General features: G+C 45.5%; 15 protein-coding genes. 8 read left to right on the forward strand and 7 right to left on the reverse strand.

The genetic code is table 11. The annotated features are described in order from the left end of the window. Nucleotides 1-15: 15 nt before the first annotated feature. Genes OJ16_RS02845 through OJ16_RS02860 form a run of 4 tightly spaced genes read left to right on the forward strand, consistent with a single transcriptional unit; the run spans nucleotide 16 to nucleotide 2,993 of the window. Entirely contained in the window at nucleotides 16-783 is a 768-nt protein-coding gene (locus OJ16_RS02845; RefSeq protein ID WP_040987252.1) for a glycosyltransferase family 2 protein, read from the forward strand. Next, on the forward strand, nucleotides 780-1,580 hold the full coding sequence (locus OJ16_RS02850; RefSeq protein ID WP_040987254.1) for a glycosyltransferase family 2 protein: 801 nt from the start codon (nucleotides 780-782) through the stop codon (nucleotides 1,578-1,580). Before OJ16_RS02845 ends, OJ16_RS02850 begins: the two co-directional genes overlap by 4 nt. Continuing rightward, a complete protein-coding gene (coaD, locus tag OJ16_RS02855; RefSeq protein WP_040987256.1) occupies nucleotides 1,573-2,058 on the forward strand; it encodes a pantetheine-phosphate adenylyltransferase in 486 nt (161 codons plus the stop codon). Before OJ16_RS02850 ends, coaD begins: the two co-directional genes overlap by 8 nt. Continuing rightward, a complete protein-coding gene (locus OJ16_RS02860; protein ID WP_082030207.1) occupies nucleotides 2,055-2,993 on the forward strand; it encodes a glycosyl transferase family 90 in 939 nt (312 codons plus the stop codon). The genes coaD and OJ16_RS02860 overlap by 4 nt, the downstream gene beginning before the upstream one ends. A gap of 19 nt (nucleotides 2,994-3,012) precedes the next feature. On the opposite strand, the gene mutM is transcribed toward OJ16_RS02860, so the two are convergent. From mutM to radC, 5 genes are all read right to left on the reverse strand, one after another. Further along, on the reverse strand, nucleotides 3,013-3,819 hold the full coding sequence (mutM, locus tag OJ16_RS02865; RefSeq protein ID WP_040987260.1) for a bifunctional DNA-formamidopyrimidine glycosylase/DNA-(apurinic or apyrimidinic site) lyase: 807 nt from the start codon (nucleotides 3,817-3,819) through the stop codon (nucleotides 3,013-3,015). Nucleotides 3,820-3,830: 11 nt separating this feature from the next. Next, nucleotides 3,831-4,322, reverse strand: coding sequence for a hypothetical protein (locus OJ16_RS02870; protein WP_040987263.1), 492 nt, complete (start codon nucleotides 4,320-4,322; stop codon nucleotides 3,831-3,833). A 124-nt stretch (nucleotides 4,323-4,446) separates the two neighbouring features. Then, a complete protein-coding gene (gene rpmG, locus OJ16_RS02875) occupies nucleotides 4,447-4,617 on the reverse strand; it encodes a 50S ribosomal protein L33 (protein WP_005596979.1) in 171 nt (56 codons plus the stop codon). A 14-nt stretch (nucleotides 4,618-4,631) separates the two neighbouring features. Then, nucleotides 4,632-4,868, reverse strand: a complete 237-nt coding sequence (rpmB, locus tag OJ16_RS02880) for a 50S ribosomal protein L28 (RefSeq protein WP_004728407.1) — start codon at nucleotides 4,866-4,868, stop codon at nucleotides 4,632-4,634. A gap of 281 nt (nucleotides 4,869-5,149) precedes the next feature. Next, entirely contained in the window at nucleotides 5,150-5,824 is a 675-nt protein-coding gene (radC, locus tag OJ16_RS02885) for a RadC family protein (RefSeq protein ID WP_040987276.1), read from the reverse strand. Between the two features lie 283 nt (nucleotides 5,825-6,107). On the opposite strand from radC, the gene coaBC reads away from it, so the two are divergent. The 3 genes from coaBC to OJ16_RS02900 all read left to right on the forward strand — a co-directional run bounded on the left by coaBC (nucleotide 6,108) and on the right by OJ16_RS02900 (nucleotide 9,013). Continuing rightward, on the forward strand, nucleotides 6,108-7,307 hold the full coding sequence (gene coaBC, locus OJ16_RS02890) for a bifunctional phosphopantothenoylcysteine decarboxylase/phosphopantothenate--cysteine ligase CoaBC (RefSeq protein ID WP_040987279.1): 1,200 nt from the start codon (nucleotides 6,108-6,110) through the stop codon (nucleotides 7,305-7,307). Between the two features lie 99 nt (nucleotides 7,308-7,406). Beyond that, nucleotides 7,407-7,997: a nucleoid occlusion factor SlmA gene (gene slmA, locus OJ16_RS02895; protein WP_040987281.1), complete on the forward strand. Its 591-nt coding sequence runs from the start codon at nucleotides 7,407-7,409 to the stop codon at nucleotides 7,995-7,997. A 65-nt stretch (nucleotides 7,998-8,062) separates the two neighbouring features. After that, on the forward strand, nucleotides 8,063-9,013 hold the full coding sequence (locus tag OJ16_RS02900) for a Kdo(2)-lipid IV(A) acyltransferase (RefSeq protein WP_040987283.1): 951 nt from the start codon (nucleotides 8,063-8,065) through the stop codon (nucleotides 9,011-9,013). 154 nt (nucleotides 9,014-9,167) lie between these two features. On the opposite strand, the gene pyrE is transcribed toward OJ16_RS02900, so the two are convergent. Both pyrE and rph read right to left on the reverse strand, forming a co-directional pair. After that, nucleotides 9,168-9,809 carry an orotate phosphoribosyltransferase gene (gene pyrE / locus OJ16_RS02905; protein WP_040987285.1) on the reverse strand — a complete coding sequence of 214 codons (642 nt, stop codon included), beginning with the start codon at nucleotides 9,807-9,809 and terminating at the stop codon, nucleotides 9,168-9,170. A 285-nt stretch (nucleotides 9,810-10,094) separates the two neighbouring features. Further along, nucleotides 10,095-10,811, reverse strand: a complete 717-nt coding sequence (gene rph, locus OJ16_RS02910) for a ribonuclease PH (RefSeq protein ID WP_040987287.1) — start codon at nucleotides 10,809-10,811, stop codon at nucleotides 10,095-10,097. Nucleotides 10,812-11,007: 196 nt separating this feature from the next. On the opposite strand from rph, the gene OJ16_RS02915 reads away from it, so the two are divergent. Beyond that, nucleotides 11,008-11,874, forward strand: coding sequence for a YicC/YloC family endoribonuclease (locus OJ16_RS02915; protein ID WP_040987289.1), 867 nt, complete (start codon nucleotides 11,008-11,010; stop codon nucleotides 11,872-11,874). Nucleotides 11,875-11,939 lie beyond the last annotated feature (65 nt).

Genomic DNA, 11,939 nt, shown 5'->3' on the forward strand with positions numbered 1-11,939 from the left:
AAAAGGAAGACTTTCTTGTCTAAACCAACTTTAGCCGTTGCTCTCATTGTCAAAAATGAAGCAAAGCACCTACAAGCATGCCTAGATACCGTGAAAGGTTGGGTTGACGAGATCGTCCTGCTCGATTCTGGCAGCACAGACGCCACAGAAGAAATTGCGCGCCAATACACCGATAAATTCTACACCCATTCAGAGTGGCCAGGATTTGGCAAGCAACGTCAACTCGCCCAGCAATACGTCACTTCTGATTATGTACTTTGGCTTGATGCTGATGAACAGGTCACTCCTGAATTAAAAGCCAGTATCTTAGCGGCGGTAGAAGCTAACAAACCCAATGTACTTTACAAAGTAAATCGCCTTAGCGCCGCATTTGGCAAATTCATTTATCACTCTGGTTGGTCGCCTGACTGGATCGTACGTTTATATCGCGCCGAATATACCCATTACAATGACGCACTAGTGCATGAGAAAGTCGAAGATGATGGCTTCCAGACCATTAAGCTGGATGGGCGTTTAAATCATTACACGTATGAGCATTTGCACCACTACATCAATAAAACCACAGGCTACCTAAAAGCTTGGACAGATGAGCGCGAAGGAAAGAAAAAATCCGGCCTGACGACCGCGATTGTTCACGCCCTTGCAAGCTTTGTTAAAATGTACATTATCAAGCGTGGTTTTTTAGATGGTAAGCATGGCTTTATCCTCGCATGGCTTTGCATGCACTCAACCTTCGTCAAATACATCGATCTCTACTTACGTGAACAGGCTAAGAAGTCATGAAAACCACTTTAATTATTACCACTTATAATTGGAAAGAAGCCCTTAAAGCGGTACTTGAGAGTGTAAAACGCCAATCTGTTATGCCTGATGAAGTGATTGTTGCTGATGATGGTTCCCGCGATGACACAAAGCAGCTCATTGACCAATTTAGCTCAGACTTCCCCGTTCCATTAATTCACAGTTGGCACGAAGATAATGGCTTCCAGCTCGCCATGAGTCGTAACAGAGCAATAGCAAAAGCGAGTGGTGATTATCTGATCATGGTCGATGGCGATATGGTGCTATCTCCAACCTTCATTCAATCCCACAAACAAGTCGCGCAAGCTAATCGTTTTGTTCAAGGTGGTAGAGTTCTGACAGACGAAACCTGCAGCCAGGAAATAATGCATCACGGATTAGTACCCTCTATTTTCACAAAGGGGATTCGCAACCGTAAAAACTGCATTACCAGCCGTCTACTCAGTAAAGTATTCTCATATGTACGCAATAATGACAAAGCGACTCGAGGATGCAACATGGCATTTTGGCGAGCGGATGTGATCGAGGTGAATGGTTTCAATCAGGATTTTGTTGGTTGGGGCAGAGAAGACAGTGAATTTGTTCACCGTATGTTAAATGCAGGAAAAGAACGCTTATATCTTAAATTCTCTGGCGTAGGCTACCATCTTTATCATAATGAAAACTCACGCGCTTCGTTAGCTGAGAATGATGCAATCTTAGAAAATACCATCGACAATAAACTCACTCGTTGTGAGAACGGTGTTAACCAGTTTACAGTGGGATCATGCGATGAGTAAAAGTGTCATCTATCCAGGTACGTTCGACCCCATTACCAATGGCCATTTGAATTTAATAGAGCGTACCGCCAGCATGTTTAATTCTGTCACGATTGGCGTCGCGGCAAGCCCTTCTAAGAAAACTATGTTTACGTTAGACGAACGGGTCACACTGGTTAAAAGATCATGCGCCCATCTTAGCAATGTATCTGTCATTGGCTTTAGTGGCCTACTGGTTGATTTTGCAAAAGAACAACAGAGTGACGTGCTGATTCGTGGGCTGCGCACCACAATGGATTTTGAGTACGAATTTGGCCTTACCAGCATGTACCGTAAATTACTACCCGGTTTAGAGAGCATATTTTTAACGCCGGCGGAAGAGTTTGCCTTCTTGTCTTCGACCATTGTCCGAGAAGTCGCGACCCATGGTGGCGATGTCGCCCAATTTGTGCCAACGTCAGTCAATAGTGCCATTTTAGCTAAACTAAAATCAGTATGAAAAAACTCAAATACTACTTATCAAATGGATTGCTGCCCCATCTACCAGCCGCTTTATTTCGATTTGTAAGAGTAAAAGTCATCGCTCAACGCGGTAACTTCAATCAATCTTACTTAAATGACCGCGTTAACTATTACTGCAAATACAATATAAACTTCACGTTAAGCGATGTGGATTTAGTCAAAGTTAAAAACTTCAAACAGACAGGTGGAAGTGCTTACTACTATGATTTACTCAAAGTGATTAAGGGCTTCCCACAAAAATTCACCTTTAAGTATATTAATGGCGATGTTGTCGATGTGCCTAATGTGCCAAGCTTTTTAAAAAGCAGACCGATTGAAGGTGATAATCAAAACTCAGTATTATTAAAACTGAATGCTGTTCGACACTATGTCTTTATCGATAGTGATAAACCCTACAGTGAAAAGAAAGATATGTTGGTATGGCGCGGCACCGGTTTTCGACCGAACCGAAGAGCTCTATTAGCCACACATTGTGGAAACCCACGTTGTAATGTAGGCCGTGTCGATAACAAAGATAGCGATCCGAGGCAACTCAACTATGTGAAAAAATCCATGACCATTGCTGAACAGTTAGAGTACAAGTTTATTCTCAGTCTTGAAGGGATGGATGTAGCTACCAACCTTAAATGGATCATGTCCTCAAATTCACTGTGCTTTACACCAAAGCTGCGCTTTGAGACATGGTTTATGGAAGGCAGACTACAAGCGGGTACGCATTTTGTGGAAATCAAAGATGACTTTTCCGATCTGGATGAAAAGATGGACTATTACCTCTCTCACCCTGAAAAAGCAGAGGCTATAATCCATAATGCTCAACAGTGGGTAGCACAATTCAAAGATGCGAAACGTGAGCGTCTTATATCTCTTCTGGTGGCACAGAAATACTTTCAAAAATCAGGGCAAATGCAGTAATAACGGTATAAAGAAATTCTCACAACTGACAGCACGAACAAAAAAATGTGTTTCTTTGGCCGATCTTAAGCGCTTTAATCTCTTCACCGCAACTTGGGCAAGGCTCACCGGCTTTGCCATACACTTGCAGCTCTTGTGCAAAGTATCCCGGTTTACCATCGGCTTGAGCAAAGTCTTTTAACGTGGTGCCACCTTGCTGAATTGAGTGGGCCAAAACTTGTTTGATATCGGCGACTAGTGTCTGCCACTCCACCAGCGTTAAGCTGCCTGCAGCGCGTGTTGGGTGTACCTTGGCGCTAAACAAAGATTCACTGGCGTAAATGTTGCCGACACCCACTACGACTTTGTTATCCATAATAAATTGCTTTACCGCAACGCGCTTATTCACCGCTTTTTTCAGCATATAGTCTGCATTAAAATCATCGGTCAGAGGCTCAGGTCCCATATGGCCAAGGACAGCATGTTCGCCATCTTGGCTAAATAACCAAGCGCCAAATCGGCGTGGATCGTTGTAGCGCAGCACTTTGCCATTAGTCAGCACTAAATCGACATGATCATGTTTAGCCGGTGAAAACTCCGCGTCCAATACTCGTAATGAGCCCGACATACCTAAATGCACAATCGCGCAGCCCGCATCGGTTTCAATAATCAAATACTTAGCCCGGCGGCGAATATCTCGAATCACATGCCCTTCTAACTGCTTTAATTCCATTGGAATATCCCAACGTAGCTTAGGCGTTCGAAAGGTCAAACGACGAATCGTTTGTCCAACAAGATGAGGGGTAATCCCCATACGGCTCACTTCAACTTCAGGTAACTCAGGCACGATAATCTCCGTTATTTCTCTGATAATTCAGTAGGAAACAAATAACTTGGCTCAACGGTCACCGCAATCCACTTATCTTGCCAGTTTTTTAATAGCCAAAACTGAGGTAACTGGTAATAAGTGATCCTTTGTGGCTCTTCTTGATCCTCATACCACACTTCAATCGATTGTGGTGATGTCAAATTGGCTTTCAGAGACTGATAGTTTTCATCGGTAATTTCTGTCCCGACAAGTGAATTCCAACGCTGTGCAAGATCTTGAGGCAAAATTGTCGATTGAACATTCAGTTTCCATGCACCGTACTCATTGGTTAGTGACCATTGAGTCGCATGTAACGCGTGCAGATCTTGGTTTGGATTGAGTAGAAAGGGATGCTCACTCTCAGTGACGTCATCTAATAAGTAAGTTTGGATCAAGGTAGGCAGGTTAAGTACGAGCATAAACGCAAGCACACCCAAGATGAGCAGATTGTTCCAACGACGGCGATGACGAGTAGACCGCATACTTTTCTTCCTAGATTAAGTCTCTAGTCGAAGTATATGGGAGTTTTAGATAATAAAAAACCCAGCTCGAGAGCTGGGTTTTATCGTTCAAACTTCTTAATAAGAAGCTTCAAAGAAGAATCAATTACTTGATCTTGCCTTCTTTGTACATAACGTGTTGGCGAACTACTGGATCAAATTTCTTGATCTCAAATTTGCCAGGCATGTTACGTTTGTTCTTGTCAGTTGTGTAGAAGTGACCAGTACCAGCAGATGATACTAGACGAATTTTCTCACGAACGCCTTTCTTTGCCATTGCCTATATTCCTCTTAAACGTTTTCGCCACGTGCACGAATGTCAACAAGAACGGCATCGATGCCTTTCTTATCAATAATGCGCATACCTTTTGCAGTAAGGCGTAGTTTAACAAAACGTTTTTCGCTCTCTACCCAGAAACGATGAGTTTGTAGGTTCGGCAGAAAACGACGCTTAGTAGCATTTCGTGCGTGTGAACGGTTGTTACCCGTTACTGGACGCTTACCAGTTACTTGGCATACTCGTGACATATAATGTCTTCTCCAAAATCGTTTCAGCTCGATATCAACCTTGGTGGCCGAACCTCTTCTATTTCTTAAACAGAAGGATAGAGGTTTAGATCCGCTATAGAATATCTATACAAGGCTATCAAAGGTCGCGCATTATACTAACTTGGTTAGCATTGCTCAATACCCGAACAGATCCTTTTTACAGATTTCAGTGATCTTTTTTTAAGCAGAGCTGAATTTAGTCTAAAAAATGTCGAGGGATTGTACTTAGATTTATTCAAACTCACAACTAAAATTGTGATTCATATCCACCCTCGCTCCACAAAAGAAACGACTTCACCGTCTCCTACCACAAAATGGTCGAGTACTTTCACTTCAACCAATGCCAATGCATCGCTTAAACGGCGGGTAATGTGTCGATCAGCCCGACTCGGCTCAGCGACGCCTGAGGGATGATTATGCGCAAGAATCAAAGCCGTCGCATTGTGTTCTAGTGTTCTTTTCACCACTTCCCTTGGGTAAACGCTGGCAGAATCAATCGTGCCTTCAAACATTAATTCGGCACAAATCACACGATGCTGGGTATCTAAAAACAAAACATAGAAGGCTTCTCGCTGGCGATCACGCAACAAGCTGGATAAAAATAGCTTAGTTTGTTGCGGGCTAGTCAGTGCGTCACCCCGCTTTAGCGTCTCACTCAAGTAACGCTGGCTCATCTCCAACGTCGCCTGCAGTTGTACATACTTCGCCTTACCCAACCCCTTATGCTCGCAAAACTCAGATTCAGAGGCAGCAAACAAACTTCGTAACGAACCAAAATTTTGCAATAGCGTGTCGGCAAGCTCCAAAACGTTCATACCTTGCGTGCCTGTACGAAGGAATATCGCGAGCAGCTCGGCATCCGTTAATGCCGATGCGCCATGAGAAAGCAGCTTCTCTCGGGGCATTAATTGATCGGGCAAACATTTTATCGCCATGACTCTCTCACTGTTTGGAGGATATTTGAGAGTCCATTGGACAAAACTCATCAGCAAAATCGAAATCGTCTTTGCTGTTTCGCTTCTGCGATGTCGCCATCATGTAACTGTGCAACCTATCAATGATGGGCAACGTCTTTTTGAACCGAATAAAAAACGCAGAAAAATAAAACTTGAAGATAACGGCTGAGGCTTCCGTTCCGTGAACTTCACATCATTTAATCCCACCGGATCCCACGAAAGGTTGTGATATTATCTGCGACAGAAATTTGGAGATTCAAACATGCAAACACTCGCAGGAAAAAAAATCCTACTTGGCATCAGTGGCGGTATTGCTGCTTATAAATGCGCAGAGTTAACTCGTCGTCTCATTGAACGAGGCGCACAAGTTCAGGTTGTGATGACACACGCCGCAAAAGAATTCATTACTCCGTTAACGATGCAAGCGGTCTCAGGCAGACCCGTATCGGACAGCTTGTTAGATCCCGCGGCGGAAGCGTCAATGGGTCACATTGAACTGGCTAAGTGGGCAGATTTGGTTTTATTGGCGCCAGCCACGGCCGATTTGATTGCTCGCATGGCTGCTGGCATGGGTAATGACCTTCTAACAACGTTAGTACTTGCTAGCGATGCGCCGATTGCCGTTTCTCCTGCGATGAATCAGCAGATGTACCTCAATTTAGCAACTCAAGAAAATATTGCGACGTTAGCACGCCGTGGTATGCACATCTGGGGCCCAGCCGCTGGTGAGCAAGCGTGTGGTGATGTTGGCCCTGGCCGTATGCTAGAGCCAATGCAATTGGTCGGATTGTGTGAGCAGTTTTTTGCCGATAAACCACTAAAAGGCAAATCGGTATTAATCACGGCTGGTCCAACCCGTGAAGCGCTCGATCCGGTGCGTTATATCAGCAACCACAGCTCAGGCAAGATGGGCTTTGCATTAGCCGACATGGCCAAAAAACTGGGCGCTACAGTCACTCTCGTCAGCGGCCCTGTCTCACTGGCCACACCGCAAGGCTGTGAACGCGTGAATGTCGAGAGCGCTCTTGAAATGCATCAGGCCGTGATGAATCACGCACAGCAGAGCGATGTATTTATCAGCTGCGCCGCTGTCGCCGATTACCGACCAGAGCACGTCGCTGAAAATAAAATCAAAAAGACGACTGATAATGACGCGATGACCGTCACCATGGTCAAAAACCCAGATATTGTCGCCAGTGTTGCCGCCTTAGCCGACAACCGACCATTTACGGTGGGTTTTGCCGCTGAAACACAGAATGTGAAGCAGTACGCCATCAGTAAACTGGAACGTAAAAATCTCGATATGATCTGTGCGAATGATGTCTCGCTTGCGGGCCAAGGGTTCAATAGCAACGATAATGCCATCACCGTATACTGGAAAGAAGGTGAGCAATCACTTACCCTTGCACCCAAACAACAGATTGCACAGCAGATCCTGCAAGTCATTGCCGACAAGCTGTAATCAAGAAATCATATAACGAAGCGAGTCACCCTGCTTATTCTTATCTGACAAGTGGGGTGCGCCGTTCTTTGCTAAAAGTGGTAATTAAAGGAAGCGTTGATGGCTGTAACAAGAAAAACCAATCGCCGAGAAGAAATCTTGCAAGCACTGGCACAAATGTTGGAATCAACAGATGGTGCCTCTCGTATTACAACCGCGAAACTGGCGAAGCAAGTTGGTGTTTCAGAAGCGGCGCTTTATCGACACTTCCCAAGCAAAGCACGCATGTTTGAAGGCCTCATCGAATTTATCGAAGAATCTTTGATGTCGCGCATTAATCGTATTTTAGATGAAGAAAAAGACACCTTAACGCGCATTCGCTTAGTGCTACAATTGATACTCGCCTTTGCTGAACGCAATCCCGGCCTCACTCGCATCCTCTCAGGGCACGCGTTGATGTTTGAAAATGAACGTCTGCGTGAGCGTATCAACCAATTATTTGAACGTATTGAAACCTCTTTACGTCAAATTTTGCGTGAACGTAAACTGCGTGAAGGCAAATCATTTCCGGTGGATGAGCGCATCCTCGCTGCGCAATTGCTTGGCCAAGTCGAAGGCAGCTTAAATCGTTTCGTGCGTTCTGATTTCAAATATCAGCCGACTGCGAACTTCGATGAATACTGGGCCCTGCTCAAAAACCAAATTGAATAACAGGCGCCTATAACCTACAAATAGACAACTCTGAACATGGAAATCAGTTTAGGATAGTGACGACGATGAGTAATAATAAATACGCTAAGCCAACTTTCTCTTTCTCCCTTTTACACCCTAAGAATTGGGGCGTTTGGTTAGGATTTGGGCTCCTAGCCATCATCGTCAATCTCTTGCCCTATTCACTGCTGTATCGCTTGGGCCGATTTATCGGCCATATCGGCATGAAATATGGCAAAAGCCGAGTTCACGTCACGCATCGAAACCTTGAACTCGCCTTTCCCGATATGAGCGAGCAAGAACGCCAAGCCATTGTCGAAGACAACTTCAAAAATACCGGCCTTGCTTTAATCGAAACGGGGATCACTTGGTTTTGGCCAACGTGGCGCTTCAAACGCATTATTGTTGATAAAGACACGCACATGCTGCGTAAATACACCGAAGAAAAACAAGGCGTCCTGCTTTGTTGTGTACACGCCCTTAATTTAGAAATCACCGCACGAGCATTAGGTGTACTCGGCATTGGCGGATACGGTGTATTTCGTCCACACAATAATCCTGCGTATAACTTCATCCAATACTGGGGCCGAACTCATAACGGCAACACACTGATTGATCGTAAAGACATAAAACAGATGATCCGCGTATTGCGCCAAGGTAAACATCTTTTCTACTTAGCCGATCATGATTACGGTCGCAACAAGTCGGTCTTTGTGCCCTTTTTCGCGGTAGAAGACGCTTGCACCACCACCGGCACCAGCATTCTTGCTTATACCAGTAAATGCAAGATCATACCCGGCTCTGGTTTTAGAAATGACCAAGGCAAGTATGAGATCATGGCTGATATCTCCATTGGGCAAGATTACCCACAAAAAGATGAAGTGGCCGCCGCAGCCTACATGAACAAGTATATTGAGATGCTGATTCTCCGCGCACCTTCACAGTGGATGTGGCTGCACAAACGCTTTAAAACCATGGCAGACCCTCAGGCGAAGAAAGCCTGCCGTTATCAATAGCGTTGTAGGCTAGCACCTAACCCGCAATCACGGCCTTCTAACGCACACCTTCTAAAGAAAGTGGTACCGCGTTAGAAAACAAAAAGCCCCGCATCAAATGCAGGGCTTTCATGTTTATACGCTTTCGTTCAACCAATCATTCGCCTTGGTTAAATTAGATGCCGTATTGTGCACGGTACGCTTTCACCGCTTCTAGGTGTTCAACGCTGGTGCCTTTTTCTTCAAGGTAAGTGATAAGGTCAGTCAGGCTCACGATAGAGATGATTTCACAGTTGAAGTCACGCTCCACTTCTTGAATCGCCGACAACTCACCCTTGCCTTTCTCTTGACGATCAATCGCCACCAATACACCCGCAAGATCTGCGCCGTTCGCTTGAATGATTTCCATTGATTCACGAATCGCCGTGCCCGCGGTAATCACATCGTCCACCAGCATGATACGACCTTCCAGTGCGCTACCGACTAGGTTGCCACCTTCACCGTGATCTTTGGCTTCTTTACGGTTAAAGCAGTAAGGCTTATCCATATCGTGGTGATCCGCCAGCGCAACCGCGGTGGTGGTTGCAATTGGAATGCCTTTGTACGCAGGGCCAAACAACACATCGAACTCGATACCAGAGTCTGCTAGCGCCGCCGCGTAGAAGCGACCTAAACGCGCCAAATCACGGCCAGTATTAAACAGGCCAGCGTTAAAGAAATACGGACTCTTACGGCCTGATTTCAAAGTAAACTCACCAAACTTTAAAACTTCCTTCTCTAATGCAAATTCAATAAATTCACGCTGGTATGCTTTCATCTCTTACTCTCTAAATAAATCTCTAGCACTCATTGCTAGATGGTCTACAAAAATTCAAATATTTTGACACAGCCCTCCTCAACGTCATTGGCAGTAAATAGACTCGCCTTTACGATGAAGAGGTAATCTTTGCAGTAGATGGCATCACAGCTAGGCAGCCAGATTTTTCGAACCTATGAGCATACTCAAGTATGTGATTAGGTCGAAAAATTGCAGTGAACAACGCTGTGGTGTTATCTACAAAAAAGATAAAAAAATAGCCTCCCAATGGGAAGCTATAAAAGATTATTCCGCCAACGCCGCTTTCTGCGCCGCAACAATATCGGCCACACCTTTGGTCGCCGACTCTAGTAGCGCCAACAATTGTAGGTGAGTAAACGGTTCGCCTTCTGCCGTGCCTTGCACTTCAATCATGCGACCATCTTCAGTCATGACGACGTTCATATCGGTGTCCGCTGCTGAATCTTCAACATACTCAAGGTCACACAATACGTTTTCACCAAGCAGACCCACTGACACTGCCGCTACATGGCCAGTCATCGGGTTTTTCTTCAACTTACCTTTTTCGATCAGGTGTTGGAATGCATCTGCCAGTGCAACACTTGCACCAGAGATAGACGCAGTACGAGTACCGCCATCTGCTTGGATAACATCACAGTCAACGGTGATCATAAACTCACCCATTGCTTTTAGATCAACCACTGCGCGTAGGCTGCGCGCGATAAGGCGTTGGATTTCCATTGTGCGTCCGCCTTGCTTACCGCTCGCCGCTTCACGACGGTTACGCGTATGCGTTGCACGTGGCAGCATGCCGTATTCAGCCGTTACCCAGCCCTTACCCTTGCCTTTCATCCAATGCGGTACGTTTTCTTCAATAGAAGCGTTACAAAGAACCTTGGTGTTACCGAACTCTACCAGTACAGAGCCTTCTGCATACGCAGTATAGTTACGAGTAATTTTGATTGGGCGAACTTGATCCGCCTTGCGGTCGTTTGGACGCATGGGCATGTACCTTAATTAGCAGGGGAAACGTTTGGTTGGGTCAAGATTATAGCGGAAAAGAATATAACTGGCGAGCAAAGCCGCACAGACAAATCAGTGACATCCTCATAAAGCAGTAATAGTCGACAAGATTGATGTGACAACTGTGCTACTATCTCAAGGTTAATTTTCAGCATATATAAGACAGGAAAATTCGATGATCTACAGCATGACTGCTTACGCCCGTAAAGAAGTGAAAGGCGACTGGGGCACAGCCGTATGGGAAATTCGCAGCGTAAACCAACGCTACCTAGAAACCTACTTCCGCTTACCAGAACAGTTTCGTGGCCTAGAGCCAATCCTGCGTGACCGTTTTCGTAAACGCCTAGCGCGCGGTAAAGTGGAGTGTCACCTACGTTTTGAAGCGAACCCAGCCGCGCAAGGCGATCTGACTATCAACGAAACACTGGCGAAACAAGTGATCAATGCGGCGAAGCAAGTCATGGCGCTCACCGGTGATGATAGCCGTATCAACCCATTCCAAGTAATGCAATGGTCTGGTGTGATGGAAACGCCAGAGCAAGACATGGACAGCGTCAACAAAGACCTACTTGCGGGCTTTGATGAAGCCGTAAACGAATTTATCGATGCTCGTGGTCGTGAAGGTGACAACATGAAGGCATTGATTGAGCAGCGTCTAAACGCGATTACGGATGAAGTAGTGAAAGTTCGTGCTCGCATGCCTGAAATCTTGGTTTGGCAACGTGAACGCCTAATGAGCAAGTTTGAAGACGCGAAAGTGGACCTCGATGGTTCTCGTGTTGAACAAGAGCTGATCCTACTGGCGCAAAAATCAGACGTGGCAGAAGAGCTTGATCGTCTTGATTCTCACGTAAAAGAAACTCTAGTCGTGATGAAGAAAGGCGGCGCTTGTGGCCGTAAGCTGGACTTCATGATGCAAGAGTTTAACCGTGAATCAAACACGCTAGCATCAAAATCCATCAGCACAGACATCACCGCATCGGGTGTTGAGCTTAAAGTGCTGATTGAACAAATGCGCGAACAAATTCAAAACATCGAGTAATCGTTTGCGATATTTCCGATAGCAAAAAGCCCTGAACTGGTCTTAAACAACGGTTCAGGGCTTTT

The sequence above is a fragment of the Vibrio renipiscarius genome (assembly GCF_000827885.1).
GTDB lineage: Bacteria > Pseudomonadota > Gammaproteobacteria > Enterobacterales > Vibrionaceae > Vibrio > Vibrio renipiscarius.